This window comes from Agrobacterium sp. 22-3639C2 (assembly GCF_053522105.1).
Genome location: NZ_JBNWDB010000001.1, coordinates 1,033,950 through 1,052,650 on the forward strand (window position 1 = coordinate 1,033,950; position 18,701 = coordinate 1,052,650).

Consider the following 18,701-nt stretch of genomic DNA (forward strand, 5'->3'; position numbering starts at 1 on the left):
CTAAAGCTTATGGCCAATCTGAAACATCACGACACGCTTGAGCAAAAGACCTCAGCTGGCCAGAAGCGCCTGGACCTTGCCGCAATAACGCTTGGACACCGGGTTCATGCGGGTGGCGCCGTGGCCGGCATTGTAACGCAGGATCGTGCTGCAAACCTCACCGCCGCCAAGCTGGTGTGCGGTTGCCAGATATTGCATGCCCCAGCGAATATTGGTCTCGGGGTCGAAGAGGGCTTTGGTCGTGCCGCGAAAGCCCATCATGCGCGCCGTTGCCGGCTTGATCTGCATCAGCCCGACCTCGCCTGCGCTGCCGCGAGCCCTAGGGTTGAACTTGCTTTCTACAGAAACGACGGCATGGGCCAGATTGGTGGGGACGCCGTAACGCTTGGCATATTTGACGATCAGATCGGAATAGTCGTTCTTGAGCGACGAAGGCAGGCTCTTTTCGGGAACGGGATAACCGGGCGTACGGAAGAAGGTCCCCAGCGTCACGGTTTTGGTCTTGACGTCCTCGTCTTTGGCAAAAGCAATCCCCGCCTGCGAAACGAGCATAGCAACGCCCGCTGCGACAGCAACAAAAACTCTGTTCATCTGTTGAAATAGTCTCCAGATCGGATAACCGGAACAATGAAACGATAAAAACGTCCAGCGCGCGGAAAGTCGATTACGACCTTCTACCGTCCAGTCTCCTTGATTGATATTGACGGCAAGCTCCCCTGAAGAACAGCACCGCGTCCACTGCGGCTCTTAGACTTCCTCAATGCGGATTAACTGTGGCACAACAAAAAAATCGACTTGCGCGACCGGGAAACGGGGAAGGCTTTTCCAGAAACGCCGTTCAAACGGCCGAAAATTTCGGAAGGCTGGCAATCAGCCGATGCAGCGTGTCGATCGTGGAAAAATCCGCGATACCATCCACCAGCGCCGGGCGGAAATGCCGCTGAAAGGCGGCCACGGCACCTTCTGTTTTTTCGCAATATGCGCCTGTTATTTCAACGCCATATCCGTAAATGGATAGCATGGACTGGAGCGCTTCCACCGGCTGGCCGTGATCGCCGCGCTGAAAAAAACGTCCGCCGCGGATCGGCGCAGGCTCCACCCAATGACCGACACCGTGCCGCGACAGGATGTCCCATGGGAATTTTTCACCCGGATCAACCTTGCGAATCGGCGCCACATCGGAATGCGCAAGCACCCTTTCAGGGGCGATAGACCACCGCTGGCCGCAATCGCGACACAATTCGATGACCGCAGCCACCTGTTTTTCCGGAAATTCCGGCAGGCCGCCCGGATGGCCCTGATTGGCGATTTCAATCCCGATGGAGCGGGAATTGATGTCCGCCTCCCCCGCCCAGCTGCTTTTGCCCGCATGCCAGGCGCGGCGAGTTTCCGCAACAAGCTGCATGATACGCCCGTCTTCAAAAACGAAATAGTGGCTGGAGACCTGGCTTTCGGGATTGCAGAGCCACGAAAGGGCGCCATCGGCTGTCGTCATGCCGGTATAGTGCAGGAGAATGATATCCGGGCCTGCCACGCCCTGTCTTTCGCCATGGTTGGGAGAAGGCGCAATGGTTGCGCCCCCGAAATCCGGGTTGAAATCCGGCAGAAATTCACTCATGCGACGCGGCGTTCTTTCTCGATGGCCTCATAGGCGGCATTGAGAGCCGCCATACGCTCATTCGCGGCAGCGTGCAATTCCATCGGCACACCGCGCGCGATGAGCTTGTCCGGGTGGTGCTCGGCAACCAGCGAACGGTAACGCTTGCGAATATCCAGAAAGTCGTCCGAGGGCGAAACGCCAAGCACACGATAGGGATCGCGCCCATCCATATGGACGTGCCGTGCCATGATCGTTTCGAAATGATCTTCGGTAATATGGAAGATTTCCGCGATACGGCCGAGAAACGCCAGTTCCCGCTCGTGGATCAAGCCGTCTGCCTTGGCGATGTGGAACAGGCCATCGATGACGCTTTCCAGCATCTCGCAATTGTCATGGCCTGAGCCGCAAAGACCGGCAAGACGCTCGGCATAGGCCTCGTATCCCGCAACGTCCTGGCGTGCGAGATTATAAAGGCGGGCAACGTTTCTGGCTTCTTCTTCAGGAAAATCGAAAATCTGCCGGAAGGCGCGCACTTCGGCATCGTTCACGACACCGTCTGCCTTGGCCATCTTTGCCGACAGCGCGATAATGGCCACGGAAAAAGAAACCTTGCGGCGGGTCTCCGGATCTCCCTCGAAAAGGGTACGGATCGCCTCTACCACGCGACCGAGCGTGCTGCCTGCCGCGTCACCGATCGCGCCGAGCAGCCGTTCCCACAGGGATGAAATATGCAAACAGGCGAAATCGAACATCATGACGCCAAGCATGACGGCATATCGCCGTGAATGCAATATGCGCGGCGCCGCTGCGGCATTAACTTTTATTCATTTTTGCGACAGTTTTTCTTCAGGAGCAAGGGGGCGGCAAACGGGAGAGCAACGGTTTTCCACAGACGGCGAAGCCTGGTGCAAGGTTGGAGGCGATTGAAACGATTATATTCGGCTTCTTTGCCCAAGCTGCTGAAAAACCGCGAGAAATCGGCATTTTTCGTGATAAATTCACTTTACACCTACACGTGGCTGTCGCATCCATTTGCCAGACATATCTTTCTATCCAAGCAAAGGAGAGCCACGATGGCCAAACAGAAAGTCGCAATGCTGACCGCGGGTGGCCTTGCTCCCTGTCTCTCTTCAGCCGTTGGCGGCCTGATCGAGCGTTATAGCGACGTCGCGCCTGATATTGACATTGTGGCCTATCGTTCCGGCTATCAGGGCGTGCTTCTGGGCGACCGGATCGAGATCAACAAGGACATGCGCGAAAAGGCGCATCTGCTGCACCGTTATGGCGGATCGCCGATCGGCAACAGCCGCGTAAAGCTCACCAACGCTGCCGATTGCGCCAAGCGCGGGCTGGTGAAAGAGGGTGAAAATCCGCTGCGCGTTGCCGCCGAACGGCTGGCTGCCGACGGCATCACCATTCTCCACACCATCGGCGGCGACGACACCAACACGACGGCCGCCGACCTTGCCGCCTATCTCGGCGCCAACGGTTACGATCTGACCGTCGTCGGGCTGCCGAAGACCGTGGATAACGACGTGGTTCCGATCAGGCAGTCGCTCGGCGCATGGACCGCGGCCGAAGTGGGCGCTTCCTTCTTCGACAATGTCAGCAACGAGCAGAGTGCTGCGCCGAAGACCTTTGTCATCCACGAAGTCATGGGCCGCCATTGCGGCTGGCTGACGGCTGCAACCGCCCGCGCCTACATCCAGAAGACCAACGGCAATGAATATGTCGAAGGCCTGATGATGAACACGCAGATGAAGAACATAGACGGCATCTACCTGCCGGAAATGGCGTTTGACATCGAAGCGGAAGCCGAACGGCTGAAGGCGATCATGGACAAACACGGCTACGTCACGTTGTTCGTTTCCGAAGGTGCGGGGCTCGATTCCATCGTTGCCGAACGCGAAGCCGCCGGTGAGGCTGTCAAGCGCGATGCCTTCGGCCATGTGAAGATCGACACCATCAATGTCGGCGGCTGGTTCCAGAAGCAATTCGCCGGCCTCATCGGCGCCGAACGCTCCATGGTCCAGAAATCCGGTTACTTCGCCCGCTCCGCTCCCGCCAATGGCGATGATCTGCGCCTCATCCAGGGCATGGTCGATCTTGCCGTCGAAAGCGCGCTGAACAAGGTCTCGGGCGTCACCGGCCACGACGAAGACCAAAAGGGTAAATTGCGGACCATCGAGTTTCCGCGTATCAAGGGCGGAAAGCATTTCGACCTGTCTGCAAAATGGTTTACCGAAGTGATGGAACACGTCGGTCAACCGTTCACAGCGGCCTAATTTTACGATAGGCTGGATAAAGCGGCGACAGGGAGGGCAAGGAGGAAGAGAATGTCTGGACAGGCGTGGCTGGTTTTTTGTGCAGCATGTGCCGTTGTGTTCGCACTTCCCTCTCCCCTTGTATTCTCTGTCGCCTCCTATGCCGCTATCCGCGGCAGAAAAACGGTGTTTGCCTCCGTCACTGGCGGCGCGCTTGGCATCGTCACAGCCATGACGATATCTGCGATTCCAGCGGCTGGCCTTGCCTATCTGCCGCATGCCTTTGTGGAAATCGTTCAGTGGACGGGTATCGGCTGGCTGATTCTTTTCCTGTTATGGACCTTTGCCACCCCCGCCGCCCAGGCAGCCAATGCAGACAATGACAATCTGCCCGGCAAATCATCCAGCGGCATTTTCCGTGATTGCTACGCCATTGCAGCGTTACGTCCGCGCTATTTCATGTTCTTCCTGGCACTGTTGCCGCAATTCGTTTCCACCTCCGGCAATGCGGTCGAAACGCTGGCCGTAGCGCAGGCCGCAATCCTGTTGCTGGCACTTGGCATTCTGGCAGCGCAGGCACTCTTTGCCGGCTCCACGCTGGCACTGGTGCGCCGCATGTCCGGCAACAAAAAAATCCGGCCGAAATACCGCACTCACTTCATTTCTGGCCGTGCCGTCAGCGCCGGATACCGCCGCATCGCCGCCTGAAAAACCGCGACGCCACGTCCCGGCTTGCCGCTATCCTTACAATAGGTTAATGAAGGCTCGATGGGACACTGCCTGCTTCGCTCGACGCGGGGGTATCGACAGACAGGCATAACGAAGGCGGCAACATGCGAAATTCGGCAAAATTCCGCGGAAGAAGCGCACTTCTTCTGTCTTCCACGGTGGGCCTTGCCCTGGCTTTGGCCGGATGCACCAGCGTCGAATATGCCGCAAAGGAAGGGCCGAACGGCCCGAAAATAGCTGCCGTCAACCAAACCGCACCGGCACAAGCCTCCGCACAGTCGGAAACGGCTGGTACCCCGGCTGATACCGCCGCACCGGCAGCACATGCCACTGACGTGGCAGCCTCTTCCCAGCCCGAATCGCTTCCAACCGTCGCCGCCGTCAAGGGTGGCCGCGTGGCGCTGCCGCCGGCAGCGGAAATTGCAGCGGCAGTGGCGAGCCCAATCCAGATGCAGCCGCAGCAACAACAGACAGAGGTCGCGCAGGCAACGGTAACGACAGCCGCGCCGACGACGGCTGCGGCTCTTGCACCGCACGCCGCAACGCCGGCAGCCGCAGCGATCGAAACCGCAAGTGCCGCCGGGAAACCGGCTGCCGCCGACCTGCCGCAGGTGGTTGCCGTCAAGGGCAGCTTCCCGCCCGCACCGCCGCCGCCCGGAACGCCGTCGATCGGTACCGAACTGACCGCGGAACGCAAAGTCATTCCACTGCCGAAGCCGGACAGCACGGTTCTGGCCTATGCGGCCGGTCCGACCAACGCCGCCCTTGCCGCTATCCGGCAGAACGAAACGATGACGGCGCCGTACAAATCCGCACCGGCCGGACGTGAAAAGCTGAGCGGGCTTATTTCGAAATACGCTGTCATGTATAATGTGCCGGAAGATCTGGTGCATCGCGTGGTGCAGCGTGAAAGCAGATACAATCCCGGCGCCTATAATGGCGGCCACTTCGGCCTGATGCAGATCAAGCACGCCACGGCCCGCTCCATGGGCTTTGATGGTCCCGCCTCTGGCCTGTTCGATGCCGAAACCAACCTCAAATATGCCGTCAAATATCTGAGCGGCGCCTGGCTTGTTGCTGACAACAACCGGGACAATGCTGTCAGGCTTTATGCACGCGGTTATTATTACGACGCCAAGCGCAAGGGCATGCTGCACGTTCTGCGCAAGTAAGCCTTTGAGCAGCACCGGGACTGCAATGCAGGAAAGCAGCTTTTCTTAAAAACGTCGAGCACGTCACTTTCGTCTCCTCTGGCTTGTCCCTGGGATCTGCAAGCTTTTGATTTTACGATATGTGGTTGGATCCTCTGTACAAGCCCGAGGATGACGTCGCATCCAAATCTAAGCTTGAGACCTGAGTTGGTTTCACACCGCCTTTTCGATTCGTTACGTCGGCCCACAACCCCTGTCATCAAACTGTAGCGTCGTGACTGTAGACGCCTCTCAATCTATTGAGAGGTGAACATATGACGAGTGCGGCACCCAAGACCGGCTTCAGCAAGAATACGAAACTGAAGTCCGCATTGCTCCAGCACAAGGCGCTCTCGAAAAGCGGTTTTTCCGAACGGTTCTTCGGGGTTCTCTTTTCCGGTCTGGTTTATCCGCAAATCTGGGAAGACCCGGAAATCGATATGGAAGCGATGGAGCTTGCTGAAGGCCACCGCATCGTCACCATCGGCTCGGGTGGCTGCAACATGCTGGCCTACCTCTCCCGCAACCCTGCCAGCATCGATGTGGTGGATCTCAACCCGCATCACATCGCTCTCAACAAGCTGAAGCTTGCCGCCTTCCGCCATCTCCCGGCCCATCAGGATGTGGTTCGCCAGTTCGGCCGCGCCAATACGCGCAGCAATAGTCACGGCTACGACCGATTCATCGCCGACCATCTCGACGACACGACCAAGGCCTACTGGTCGAAGCGCACCCTGTCCGGCCGTCGCCGCATCTCGGTATTCGACAGGAACATATACCGCACCGGTCTGCTCGGCCGTTTCATCGGCGCCGGCCACCTTATGGCGCGCCTGCACGGCGTCAAGCTGACCGAAATGGCCAATAGCCGCACGCTGGATGAACAGCGTCGATTCTTCGACAGCAAGGTCGCACCGCTGTTCGACAAGCCGGTGGTGCGCTGGCTGACGAAGCGAAAAAGTTCGCTGTTCGGCCTTGGCATTCCACCCCGCCAATATGACGAGCTGGCAAGCCTTTCCAACGACGGCACGGTCGCCTCCGTCCTCAAGGAGCGGCTGGAAAAGCTTGCCTGCAACTTTCCGCTCAGCGACAATTATTTCGCCTGGCAGGCCTTCGCGCGCCGTTATCCCGAGCCGCATGAGGGTGCCCTACCCGCTTATCTCAAGCGGGAATATTACGAGACGATCCGCGACAACACCGCCCGCGTTGCCGTGCACCACGCCACCTATACCGAGCTGCTTTCCAAAAAGCCGGCAAACGGCGTCGATCGCTACATTCTGCTCGATGCGCAGGACTGGATGACGGATGTGCAGCTCAACGAATTGTGGTCGCAGATCAGCCGCACCGCCGCTCCCGGCGCCCGCGTCATCTTCCGCACCGCCGCCGAAAAGAGCGTGATTGAAGGCCGTCTCTCGGCCGATATACGCAACCAGTGGATCTATCTAGAGGAACGCTCCAATGAGCTCAACGCCATGGACCGTTCGGCCATCTATGGCGGCTTCCATATCTATCAGAGGGCTCTGGCATGAAAGCCATCGGCGAGAACGTCGGCCTTGCGGATGAGGCGCATGCGAGCCTGATGGACCGCATGTATCGCCACCAGCGGCATATCTACGATATTACCCGCAAATATTACCTTCTGGGCCGCGACAGGACCATTTCCGGCCTCGATGTGCCCAAGGGTGGCACGCTGCTTGAAGTCGGCTGCGGTACCGGCCGCAACCTGCTGCTGGCCAGCCGCAAGTTTCCGGAAGCAAGACTGTTCGGTCTCGATATCTCCGCCGAAATGCTGCTGACCGCATCCGAGAATTTTACCGGAAAGACGGAACGCCCCGTTCTGCGCGTGGCCGACGCCACCGCTTTCCGCGCCGCAGAATTCGGTCAGCCGGACGGTTTCGACCGAGTCATGATCCCCTATGCGCTTTCGATGATACCGGACTGGGAAAAGGCCATCGAACAGGCGCTGACAGCTCTCAAGCCCGGCGGCTCGCTGCACATCGTCGATTTCGGCCAGCAGGAACAGTTGCCCAAGTGGTTCCGCGCACTTTTGCAGGCATGGCTCACCCGCTTCCACGTCACGCCCCGCGCCAATCTCCGTTACGTTCTGGCCAACATGGCAGGCCGTTTTGACGGTAATCTCGAATTCGAGGAGATTGCCCGGGGTTACGCCTGGCGGGCCATCATCACGCTTCCGGTCGCCGAAGTGCAGCCAAAAGTCAGCCGTATTCTGGCAGACGCCTGATCCTCAAGGGTTAAGGCGCCTCGCCTCTGCAAATGCGGGCGAGACGCTGCCAGCCAGCGGTCCTACAAGTATACGCCACTGGGACTGAAAGACCGCAAATCTCTTGGAATCCAGCGACTTGCGAGCCGAAAAAACGCCACGGCCCCTTGCTATAACGGCTTGTTTACCATGTTATGGGTAAATCGGGAGATGCGGCGCGCCACTTTGCGGCCGTGGATGGGCAACAATAATTCATCAGGGTTCCAATGCGGCTGCGTCTATCGGCACTTTTGTCGGCTATGTTGTTGATCGGCGGCTGTACGTCCACGAGCTATGACCTGCTTGAAACGGCTTCTGTTTCCAAGCCGAAATTCTCCGATACCGACCCACAGGATTTTGGCACGAACAACCCGCATCGCCACGAGGTGCATGGCATCGACGTGTCCAAATGGAATGGCGACGTCGACTGGCGGACCGTTCGCAAATCCGGCGTTTCCTTCGTCTTCATCAAGGCCACCGAAGGCTCAGACCGCATCGATCCGAAATTCGGCGACCATTGGCGCAGTGCGGCGGCGGCAGATATCCTGCACGCGCCATACCATTTCTATTATTTCTGCTCGACGGCGGACGCTCAGGCCGACTGGTTCATCAGCAACGTGCCAAAGGAAGCCGTCACCCTGCCACCGGTTCTCGATGTGGAATGGAACCCCTCCTCCCCCACCTGCAAGACGCGCCCGGCTCCTGGCATCGTCCGTGCCGAGATGCAGCGTTTCCTCGACCGCCTCGAGGCCCATTACGGCAAGCGCCCGATCATCTACACCTCGGTCGACTTCCACCGCGACAACCTCGTTGGCCAGTTCAAGAATTACCATTTCTGGGTGCGCTCCGTCGCCGCGCATCCCGCCAAGATTTACGAAGACCGGCAGTGGGCCTTCTGGCAATATACGGCCACCGGCGTCGTGCCCGGCGTCAACGGCCCGACCGACATCAATGTCTTCGCCGGAAGTGAGAAAAACTGGCGGAAATGGATCGCTTCGGCCAAATAATACGGCCAAGAAGCAACACATTCGAAAAATCGGCGTTCTTCTGCACCGGCAGATCGCTGGACCCGTTTTTTTGTCGCAAACATGTGGGTAAAGCGGGCTAACAACCTATCGAGGAAATTCCCATGCCCACTTTTCGGTCGCGCAGCATCATTTTTGCCGCCGCTCTGTCGCTTCTCTCCACCGGCTCCGTCCTTGCCACACCGCCTGTGGCCTCGCCTGACGATCCAAAGCAGGTTGCCTGCGGCGGTGATCTCGGCGCATTTCTTGAGGGCGTGAAGGCTGAGGCCGCTGCCAAGGGTGTTCCGGCGGCTGCCATCGAAAAGGCGCTGGCCGGCGCGCAGATAGACCCCAAAGTGCTTTCACGTGACCGCGCACAGGGCGTCTTCCGCCAGACCTTCCTCGAATTTTCCCAGCGCACCGTCAGCCAGGCCCGTCTCGATATCGGCCGCAAGAAGCTGCAGGAGCTCTCATCAACCTTTGCCCGTGCCGAGAACGAATTCGGTATACCGGCTGGCGTCATTGCCGCTTTCTGGGCCATGGAGACCGATTTCGGTGCCGTCCAGGGCGATTTCAACACCCGTAACGCGCTGGTGACCCTCTCGCATGATTGCCGCCGCCCGGAACTCTTCCGTCCGCAATTGCTGGCCCTCATCGAAATGGTCCAGCATGGCGATCTCGACCCCACGTCCAACACGGGTGCGTGGGCCGGTGAAATCGGCCAGGTACAGATGCTGCCCAAGGACATCATCGCTTTCGGCATCGATGGTGATGGCGATGGCCATGTCAACGTCAAGAGCAGCGCACCGGATGCGATCCTCACGGCGGCGAAATTCATCCAGCACCTCGGCTTCAAGAAGGGCGAACCCTGGATGCAGGAAGTTTCCGTACCGGAAAACCTGCCGTGGGAGAAATCCGGCCTCGGCGGTTCGCTTACCGCCGGTGACTGGTTTACCCTCGGCGTAACCCCGCGCGACGGTAACAAAAATTTCGCCTCCCTGCCCGCAGCCCTCATCATGCCGCAGGGCCGCAAGGGACCGACCTTCCTCACCTATCCCAACTTCAACATCTATCTGGAATGGAACCAGTCGTTCATCTACACGACCTCGGCTGCCTATTTCGCCAACCGTCTGATGGGCGCCCCTGTCTATAACAAGGGCAATCCTGATCCGGGCTTCGATGACGCGACGATGAAAGAGTTGCAGACCAAGCTTGAAGCGCGCGGCCACGATGTTGGCAAGGTGGACGGAATTCTCGGTTCCGGCACCCGCGTCGCCATCCAGAAGGAACAGCAGCGTCTCGGAATCCCCGCGGATGGATGGCCGACCCAGGCACTTCTCCAGGCGCTTTAACCTGTGTTAAGCGCACCTTCAGGCCTTTAATCTATCGGCCGGAATCAAGGCGCAAACTGTTAATCTCGACCGGATGACTGGGGATAACACCCCGGTCATTTACTTTTTTTAAAGATATGAAGCACTGCGTGATGAGAAAATAATCTTTTATTTTCAACTAATTACAGAAGTTACTTTTTTAAGCGGCCACAAAGCATGCTGCACCGCATCACAGAAACCGCTTTTCAAGTGCCACAAAACGGTCATATTATCGAACCTGTCAACAACAGGAGGCACCCATGGGACTTACAAAATCTCTCAATGCCTTGGCAGTCGGTTTGGCGTTTTTGTTCGTAGCGATGATGCTTTTCATCTGACGAGACGTGAAGACCAAACGCAGAAAAGAACCGTAGATGACACGAGTTTGAAAAGCGCAGGTCCTGTCGGGCCTGCGCTTTTTTCCAGTCGTAAATGGAATATCTGAAATCAGGCGGCGCTGCGGCGCAAACGCTCAAGACCGAGGTTCTCAAGCACCGCATCGACCAGCGGCGCACGGTTCATCGTGTAGATATGGAACTCGTTGACACCGCGCCGTTGAAGATCAGCGATTTGCTCGGCAGCAACTTCCGCCGCAACGCGGGCGCGTCCCTCGAGATCGTCATCATAACCTGCAAAACGCTCATCCAGAAAACTGGGCACACTGGTACCGCAGCGGCCGGCGAAACGCTTGAGCTGGGTCAGGTTCTGGATCGGCATGATACCCGGAACCACCGGAATGGTGATACCGGCAGCCGTAACCCGCTCCATGTAGCGCTCGAACACGTCATTATCGAAGAAGAACTGCGTCAGCGCCCGCGTTGCGCCGTTGTCCGCCTTGCGCTTCAGCATATCGATATCGACCGCATCGCTGGCGCTCTCCGGGTGCTTTTCGGGATAGGCAGAAACGGAAACCTCGAAATCGCTGATATCGCGTAGCCCCTTCACCAGAGCGGCGGCATTCTCGTAACCTTGCGGATGCGGCCTGTAGTCCGTGCCGATACCGGTCGACGGATCGCCGCGCAGCGCCACGAAATGGCGAACGCCAGCATTGCGAAACTCTTCAACGACCTGATGTACGTCGTCACGGCTGGCATCCACGCAGGTCAGGTGCGCGGCGGTCGGCAGATGACTGTCACCGATCATCCGGCGCACCGCATCCAGCGTCGGCGCCTTGGTGGAACCGCCCGCGCCATAGGTGACGGAGACGAAATCCGGATCCCATTTCTTCAGCTCGGCAACCGTTTCCCAGAGCTGGTTCTCCATCTCGGGGTTCTTGGGCGGGAAAAACTCGAAAGATAACCGGATATCCCCCCGGATTTCGCCATTGTGGCGCGCGGTTTCCGACCTCAACATATCATGCCCTCCCGGCAGCAAGTAAAACGGCCTCTTGCACCACATCGTCTGCCATCAGCAGCCGCTGGTCGCGGGCAACCCATATCGTGACGTCCAAGGATTCATCGGACGCCCGTTCAGAATGAAGATCGACGGCACGGTCGAGCACGAGCCCGGCCTTTTTCAGCCATTCATCCATAAGCGGATGCGAAAAGCCGAGCCGCACATGCGCATGCTCGTCGCGAAGATGCTCGAAGGAATGGGGTGCAAGATCGATGACGATCAGCCGGCCACCGGGACGCAACATGCGGGCGGCTTCGGAAAGCGCGATCTCCGGCTGGTCGAGAAAATGCAGAACCTGATGGATGACGATCAGATCGAAATCCTGGCCTTCCAGCGGCAGGTTGAGAATATCGCCATGGCGAACGGATGCATTGACCACGCCCGCCTTGTCCAGATTGGAGCGCGCCACCGACAACATGTCGCGGCTGGCATCGACGCCGATTGCCCGGCGATAGATGCCGCTCAGAAGCTGCAGGATGCGGCCCGTGCCGGTACCGAGATCGAGCAGCGAGTCGATCGGGGTGGTTCCGACCAGCTTCAGCAATGCGCCTTCCACGGCCTCGTCGCTCACATGCAGGCGGCGCAACTCGTCCCAGGCGGAGGCATTGCGGCTGAAATAATCCTGCGCCCGCTCCGCCCTTACCCGCTTGACGGTGGCAAGGCGTTCGCTGTCGCGCTGGAGAACGGCGTCAGAGGGCGATGCGGCGCCCAGCAGTTGCCTGATAACAACGGCGGGCTCGCCATCCTGCCGCAGGCGGAAATAGGCCCAGGCGCCCTCCTGATACCGCTCGATCAACCCTTCTTCAGTCAAAAGCTTGAGATGACGGGAAATACGGGGCTGCGACTGGCCGAGAATTTCGGTGAGATCGGTGACGGTCAGATCGCCGGCCGCCAGAAGCGCCAGCAAGCGAAAGCGCGTCGGCTCACCGGCCGCCTTCAAGAGATCCACCAATTTATCCAAACCGAACGCCACGTCTGCCGCACCTTGCAATCTAATCAACATATAAAGATATCTTTATGTCGGCGTCACGCGAGATGCAAGCGCAATTTGCCACGCTCTCCCCTCAAGCCCCATTTATTGCATGAAAAAAGGCCCGCTTTTGGGCGGGCCTTTCTGAAGTGATCCGAGAACAGGATTAGCGCGTCAGGCGCTTGTAGCTGACGCGGCCGGGCTTGATGCTTTCCGGGCCGAGACGACGGACCTTGTCCTTTTCATAGTCTTCGAAGTTGCCTTCGAACCATTCCACGTGGCTGTCACCCTCGAAGGCGAGGATGTGAGTGGCCAGACGGTCGAGGAACATGCGATCGTGGCTGATGATAACGGCGCAACCGGCGAAGGCTTCCAGCGCTTCTTCGAGCGCTGCCAGCGTTTCCGTATCAAGGTCGTTGGTCGGTTCGTCGAGCAGCAGCACGTTGCCGCCTGCCTTCAGCATCTTGGCAAGGTGAACGCGGTTACGCTGACCACCGGAGAGGTTGCCGACCTTCTGCTGCTGATCGCCGCCCTTGAAGTTGAAGGCGCCGCAATAAGCGCGGGAGTTCGTTTCGAACTTCCCGAGCTTGATGATGTCGTTGCCGCCGGAGATTTCCTCCCAGACGGTTTTGTCACCCGCCAGCGTATCGCGGCTCTGGTCGACGTAACCAAGGTGCACGGTCTCACCAATGGTCACCGAACCGCTATCGGGCTTTTCCTGACCCGTGATCATGCGAAACAGCGTGGTTTTACCCGCACCGTTCGGGCCGATGACGCCGACGATGCCGCCCGGAGGCAGCTTGAAGGTGAGGTTTTCGATCAGAACCCGGTCACCATAGGACTTTGTGAGGTTTTCCGCCTCGATAACGACGCGGCCCAGACGCTCGGCGACCGGAATGACGATCTGCGCGTCGCCGGGACGGCGATTTTCAGCGGCTTCCACCAGTTCGTCATAAGCGCGGATACGCGCCTTGGACTTCGTCTGGCGAGCCTTGGGGCTGGAAGCGATCCACTCCTGTTCGCGGCTGATGGCCTTCTGGCGCGAGGCGTCTTCGCGGGATTCCTGCTGCATGCGCTTGGCTTTTGCCTGCAGATAGGCGGAATAGTTGCCTTCGTAGGGAATACCACGGCCACGGTCGAGTTCTAGAATCCAGCCGGTGACGTTGTCGAGGAAGTAGCGATCGTGGGTGATCATCATCACGGCGCCGGGATAGTCGCGCAGGTGCTTTTCGAGCCAGGCGATGGTTTCGGCGTCAAGATGGTTGGTCGGTTCGTCGAGCAGCAGCAGGTCAGGCTGCGAAAGCAGCAGCTTGCAGAGCGCCACGCGGCGACGCTCACCACCCGAAAGGCCGGTTACTGCCGAGTCGCCAGGCGGGCAACGCAGCGCATCCATGGCCATTTCGACCTGATTTTCCAGATCCCACAGGTTCTGGCTGTCAATGATGTCCTGAAGCTTTGCGCCCTCATCCGCCGTTTCGTCGGAATAGTTCATCATCAGCTCGTTGTAGCGGTCGACGATTGCCGTCTTGCTCGCCACACCTTCCATGACGTTCTCCATCACGGTCTTGTTTTCGTCGAGCTTCGGCTCCTGCTCGAGATAACCGAGCGTCGCACCCTCAGCGAGCCAGGCCTCACCGGTATATTCCTTGTCGAGACCGGCCATGATCTTCAAAACGGTCGACTTACCGGCACCGTTCGGACCGAGGATACCGATCTTGGCATCGGGGTAGAAGGAGAGATGGACGTTCTCAAGAACCTTCTTCGCGCCATAGGACTTGTTCAGCCCGGCCATGTGATAGATGAATTGACGTGCCATTGTAGCGAATGCTCCACATCGGATTTTAAAGAGTACGTATCGGGAAATTTGCCGCTATGTAGGGTAAATAGGACCTTGGGGCAACCTCTGGCACGATTATGACCCCATGATTATGACAAGGGATACCATGGCAGGCACGGGTGAAAGCATGAATGAGACGACGGATGACTTGACGTTCAGCCGGATTGAGAGGCTCGACGCTCCATCAGGCGCATCCATCGCCTTTCGCCACCAGCCCTCTGCCCTTTCTCCGGCGCGCGGCGTGCTGATGATCTGCCACGGCTTGGTGGAGCACGCCGGCCGTTACCGCCGTTTTGCCGATGTCATGGCAAAGCAGGGTTTCGAGGTCTATGCCCACGATCATCGTGGCCATGGCCGCACAAAGGCTGCCGATGCGCCGATTGGCCGCTTCGCCTGGAAGGACGGAGCCGAGAAGGTCGTTGCCGATGTCATGGCGATGCGCCGGATGGTCGGCGAAAGACATCCCGGCCTGCCGGTCATCCTGTTCGGCCATTCCATGGGCGGCCTTGTGGCGCTCAACACCGCCGTCAGCCATCCGGATGCCTTTGATGCTCTGTCCATCTGGAATTCCAACCTCAATCCCGGTGTCATGGGCCGTCTTGCACAGATCGTGCTGCGCCTTGAAAAGATGCTGAAAGGCTCTGATGTGCCGAGCGCCATCCTGCCCAAAGCAACCTTCCGTGCCTGGAATGCCAGAATGCCGGAAAAACGCACTCATGCGGACTGGCTGAGCCGTGACAGGGTAGCGGTGGACGCTTATGTGGAGGATCCGCTTTGCCAGTTCGAGGCCAGCGTCTCCCTTTGGCAGGATGTCTTTGAATTGTCCTATCGTGCGCCGAGGCTCATCGAACGCCTGCCGAAGACGCTGCCGATTTTGCTTGTCAGCGGCGATCAGGATGCCGCGACCAATGACGGCAAAGAGATCGTCTGGCTTGCCGAACGCTTCCGCGAAGCAGGTTTCGGCCATGTAGAACACACGATCTATCGGGGCATGCGCCACGAAACCCTGAACGAGATCGGCTGGCATGCCGTGGCTGCGGATTTCGCCGCCTGGTGCGGCCGCGTCGTTGGCAAATGACGAGCCTTTGCCGAAACGGAATAAGTCCATGAGATAAAATCACATGCGGCAATGCGGGGAGACGTCTATAAACCGGCAAGCAGAAAACACCGGGGGACAAATGACCGAAACGCCGAACAGGAAACCGCCACTATCAGGCATTCGCGTCATCGAACTGGCGCGTGTTCTGGCCGGTCCCTGGGCGGGGCAGATGCTGGCCGATATGGGTGCGGATGTCATCAAGGTCGAGAATCCTGAAGGTGGAGACGATACCCGCGCATGGGGTCCGCCCTTTGTCGAAAGCGCCGATGGCGAAAACCTCTCCGCCGCCTATTACCATGCCACCAATCGCGGCAAACGCTCCATCGTCGCCGATCTCAAGACGGCGGAAGGCTGTGCGCTGGTGCGGCGGCTCGTGCGAACCGCCGATGTTGTCATCGAGAATTTCAAACGCGGCGGGCTTGCCAAATATGGCCTCGACTATGAGAGTCTCAGGGTTCTCAATCCGAAGCTGATCTATTGCTCCATCACCGGCTTCGGCCAGACCGGACCCTATGCCGATTTCGCCGGTTATGATTATATCGTGCAGGGCATGTCCGGTTTCATGTCGATCACCGGCGAACCCGACGGTCAGCCTATGAAGGCGGGCGTTGCCGTTGCCGATATCTTCACCGGCATCTATTCCGTGTCAGCCATTCAGGCCGCGCTGATCCACGCCATGCGGTCAGGTGAAGGCCAGCATATCGACATGGCGCTTCTGGACGTGCAGTCGGCCGTGCTCGCCAACCAGAATATGAATTACCTGATTTCCGGCAATGCCCCCGTCAGGCTCGGCAACGCCCATCCGAATATTTCCCCCTATGAGGTGGTGCCGACGGCTGATGGTTTCCTGATCCTCGCGGTCGGCAATGACGGCCAGTTCCGCCGCCTCTGTAATATTCTCGGCATTGGCGCGATTGCCGATGACGAGCGTTACGCGACAAACAAGGCCCGCGTGGCGCACAAGGTCGAGGTCCGGCAGATCATTTCCACCGAAACGCTGAAATGGCAGAAGCGCGATCTTCTGACCGCTTGCGAGCAGAACGCCGTACCGGCCGGGCCAATCAACTCCATCGAGGAAATGTTCGCCGATCCACAGGTTCAGGCACGTGGCCTGCGTGTTGATCTCGAGGCGCAGGATGGCACCGTCATCCCCGGTGTGCGGACACCGATTATCATGTCACAGACGCCGCTGCGTTACGAACGCCCGAGCCCGAAGCTTGGCGAGCATCAGGCGCAAGTGCTGGCCGAACTGGAAAACATCGAAAGGACCACGACGCCATGAAAGCAACCGGAATGAAAAGAACAGGCGGACAACTGATCGTCGAAGCGCTGAAAGCCAATGGCGTCTCCCGCGTTTCCTGCGTTCCCGGTGAAAGCTATCTGGCGGTGCTGGACGCGCTTTATGAAAGCGGCATTGAAACCGTGGTCTGCCGCCAGGAAGGCGGCGCTGCCATGATGGCCGACACCTGGGGCAGGTTGACCGGCGAACCCGGCATCTGCATGGTAACGCGCGGTCCCGGCGCCACCAACGCCTCTGCCGGCCTGCATATCGCAAGGCAGGATTCCATTCCGATGATCCTGTTCATCGGCCAGGTACAGCGCGAAGCCCGCGAGCGTGAGGCGTTTCAGGAAGTGGAATATCGCCGCGCCTTTACCGAATTCGCCAAATGGGTGGGCGAGATCGACGATGCGCGCCGCATTCCGGAATTCGTCACCCGCGCCTTTGCCGTCGCCACCTCCGGCCGCCCCGGCCCCGTGGTGCTGACATTACCCGAAGACATGCTGGTTGAAGAGGTTGAAGCCCCCGAGGCAAAGCCCTATACCCCGGTCGAAGCGCATCCCGGCCCGTCGCAGATCGCCGCTTTCTCAAAAATGCTGGGCGAGGCCAAGCGACCAATCTTGATCATCGGCGGCACACGCTGGTCCGAAGAAAGCGTCGCAAGCTTCACGGCTTTTTCCGAAAAGAACAAACTGCCCGTCGGCTGTTCCTTCCGTCGCCAGATGCTGTTCGATCACTTGAGCCCGTCTTACGCGGGCGATGTCGGCATCGGCATCAACCCGGCCTTGGCGAAGGAAATCAAGGAAGCCGACCTCGTGGTGCTGCTCGGCGGTCGCCTCTCGGAAATGCCTTCCTCCGGCTACACGCTGATCGACATTCCCTACCCGTCGCAGAAACTTGTCCACATCTACCCGGAAGCCGAAGAGCTTGGCCGCGTCTATCGCCCCGATCTCGCAATCTGCGCCTCCCCGGATGGTTTCGTCGCCGCCCTTTCTTCCGTAACGCTCCCCGATAACGCCGCCTGGGCGGACCGCACGGCCACCATGCATTCGGCTTACCTCACCTGGTCGACACCGCCGCAGACCGGTCCGGGCGCGGTGCAGATGGGTCCGATCATGGACTGGATCGAGGCCAACGTGCCGGATGATGCCATCTTCACCAATGGCGCGGGCAACTATGCCACCTGGGTACACCGCTTCCACCGCTTCCGCCGCTTCAACACTCAATCGGCGCCGACCTCCGGCTCGATGGGTTACGGCCTGCCCGCGGCTGTGGCCGCCAAGCACCTGTTTCCCGAGCGCGAGGTGATCTGCTTTGCCGGTGATGGCTGCTTCATGATGCATGGGCAGGAATTCATCACCGCCGTGCGGTACGGACTGCCTATCATCACCGTGCTGGTCAATAACGGCACCTATGGCACGATCCGCATGCATCAGGAGCGGGAATATCCCGGCCGCGTCAGCGGCACCGATCTCGTCAACCCGGATTTCGCGGCCTTCGCCAAGGCCTATGGTGGCCACGGCGAAACGGTCGAAAAGACGCAAGACTTCGCCGCCGCCTTCGAACGCGCCCGGGCAAGCGGCAAGCCCGCCATCATCGAGGTGAAGCTGGATGCCGAAGCGATCACGCCAACCCGCACGCTGACCCAGATCAGAAGCCGGACCTGATATTGCGCATGGACATGGCTCCGGCATGGTGTAAATCCTG

At 59.0% G+C, this 18,701-nt stretch carries 16 protein-coding genes; 10 read left to right on the top strand and 6 right to left on the bottom strand.

The features are described from left to right. Positions 1 to 51 precede the first annotated feature (51 nt). From ACQZ6D_RS05160 to ACQZ6D_RS05170, 3 genes are all read right to left on the bottom strand, one after another. The gene (locus tag ACQZ6D_RS05160) at positions 52 to 591 is read right to left on the bottom strand and encodes a lytic transglycosylase domain-containing protein (protein WP_003513258.1); all 540 of its coding nucleotides are present in this window, start codon (positions 589 to 591) and stop codon (positions 52 to 54) included. A 247-nt stretch (positions 592 to 838) separates the two neighbouring features. Further along, on the bottom strand, positions 839 to 1,618 hold the full coding sequence (locus tag ACQZ6D_RS05165) for an N-acetylmuramoyl-L-alanine amidase (RefSeq protein WP_080798128.1): 780 nt from the start codon (positions 1,616 to 1,618) through the stop codon (positions 839 to 841). After that, positions 1,615 to 2,355 carry a J domain-containing protein gene (locus ACQZ6D_RS05170; protein ID WP_013636520.1) on the bottom strand — a complete coding sequence of 247 codons (741 nt, stop codon included), beginning with the start codon at positions 2,353 to 2,355 and terminating at the stop codon, positions 1,615 to 1,617. The genes ACQZ6D_RS05165 and ACQZ6D_RS05170 overlap by 4 nt, the downstream gene beginning before the upstream one ends. A 318-nt stretch (positions 2,356 to 2,673) precedes the next feature. Between ACQZ6D_RS05170 and ACQZ6D_RS05175 the strand changes: the two genes are divergently transcribed. From ACQZ6D_RS05175 to ACQZ6D_RS05205, 7 genes are all read left to right on the top strand, one after another. Continuing rightward, positions 2,674 to 3,885, top strand: coding sequence for a pyrophosphate--fructose-6-phosphate 1-phosphotransferase (locus tag ACQZ6D_RS05175; RefSeq protein WP_003513264.1), 1,212 nt, complete (start codon positions 2,674 to 2,676; stop codon positions 3,883 to 3,885). 51 nt (positions 3,886 to 3,936) lie between these two features. Continuing rightward, complete coding sequence (locus ACQZ6D_RS05180) at positions 3,937 to 4,572, top strand: LysE family translocator (protein ID WP_025594056.1); 636 nt, start codon at positions 3,937 to 3,939, stop codon at positions 4,570 to 4,572. 125 nt (positions 4,573 to 4,697) lie between these two features. After that, positions 4,698 to 5,765 (top strand): lytic transglycosylase domain-containing protein, encoded by a 1,068-nt coding sequence (locus tag ACQZ6D_RS05185; protein WP_065702345.1) that lies wholly within the window; start codon positions 4,698 to 4,700, stop codon positions 5,763 to 5,765. 293 nt (positions 5,766 to 6,058) lie between these two features. Continuing rightward, a complete protein-coding gene (locus ACQZ6D_RS05190) occupies positions 6,059 to 7,309 on the top strand; it encodes a BtaA family protein (protein WP_065702344.1) in 1,251 nt (416 codons plus the stop codon). Next, complete coding sequence (locus ACQZ6D_RS05195; protein WP_065702343.1) at positions 7,306 to 8,022, top strand: class I SAM-dependent methyltransferase; 717 nt, start codon at positions 7,306 to 7,308, stop codon at positions 8,020 to 8,022. Before ACQZ6D_RS05190 ends, ACQZ6D_RS05195 begins: the two co-directional genes overlap by 4 nt. Before the next feature lie 245 nt (positions 8,023 to 8,267). Beyond that, positions 8,268 to 9,047, top strand: coding sequence for a glycoside hydrolase family 25 protein (locus ACQZ6D_RS05200; protein WP_013636525.1), 780 nt, complete (start codon positions 8,268 to 8,270; stop codon positions 9,045 to 9,047). A gap of 122 nt (positions 9,048 to 9,169) precedes the next feature. Further along, positions 9,170 to 10,396 carry a lytic murein transglycosylase gene (locus ACQZ6D_RS05205; RefSeq protein WP_065702342.1) on the top strand — a complete coding sequence of 409 codons (1,227 nt, stop codon included), beginning with the start codon at positions 9,170 to 9,172 and terminating at the stop codon, positions 10,394 to 10,396. A gap of 465 nt (positions 10,397 to 10,861) precedes the next feature. Here the strand turns inward: ACQZ6D_RS05205 and metF are convergent, their stop codons facing one another. The 3 genes from metF to ettA all read right to left on the bottom strand — a co-directional run bounded on the left by metF (position 10,862) and on the right by ettA (position 14,595). Beyond that, positions 10,862 to 11,767: a methylenetetrahydrofolate reductase [NAD(P)H] gene (gene metF, locus ACQZ6D_RS05210; protein ID WP_003513283.1), complete on the bottom strand. Its 906-nt coding sequence runs from the start codon at positions 11,765 to 11,767 to the stop codon at positions 10,862 to 10,864. Position 11,768: 1 nt separating this feature from the next. Further along, the gene (locus ACQZ6D_RS05215) at positions 11,769 to 12,782 is read right to left on the bottom strand and encodes an ArsR/SmtB family transcription factor (protein ID WP_019565268.1); all 1,014 of its coding nucleotides are present in this window, start codon (positions 12,780 to 12,782) and stop codon (positions 11,769 to 11,771) included. A gap of 163 nt (positions 12,783 to 12,945) precedes the next feature. Next, entirely contained in the window at positions 12,946 to 14,595 is a 1,650-nt protein-coding gene (gene ettA / locus ACQZ6D_RS05220) for an energy-dependent translational throttle protein EttA (protein ID WP_003513287.1), read from the bottom strand. Positions 14,596 to 14,722: 127 nt separating this feature from the next. Between ettA and ACQZ6D_RS05225 the strand changes: the two genes are divergently transcribed. The 3 genes from ACQZ6D_RS05225 (at position 14,723) to ACQZ6D_RS05235 (ending at position 18,661) form a co-directional block, all read left to right on the top strand. Next, a complete protein-coding gene (locus ACQZ6D_RS05225; RefSeq protein WP_173995117.1) occupies positions 14,723 to 15,694 on the top strand; it encodes an alpha/beta fold hydrolase in 972 nt (323 codons plus the stop codon). A 100-nt stretch (positions 15,695 to 15,794) separates the two neighbouring features. Continuing rightward, entirely contained in the window at positions 15,795 to 16,997 is a 1,203-nt protein-coding gene (gene caiB / locus ACQZ6D_RS05230; protein WP_038491653.1) for a succinate--glutarate CoA-transferase, read from the top strand. Then, positions 16,994 to 18,661: a thiamine pyrophosphate-binding protein gene (locus ACQZ6D_RS05235; protein WP_065702341.1), complete on the top strand. Its 1,668-nt coding sequence runs from the start codon at positions 16,994 to 16,996 to the stop codon at positions 18,659 to 18,661. Before caiB ends, ACQZ6D_RS05235 begins: the two co-directional genes overlap by 4 nt. Positions 18,662 to 18,701 lie beyond the last annotated feature (40 nt).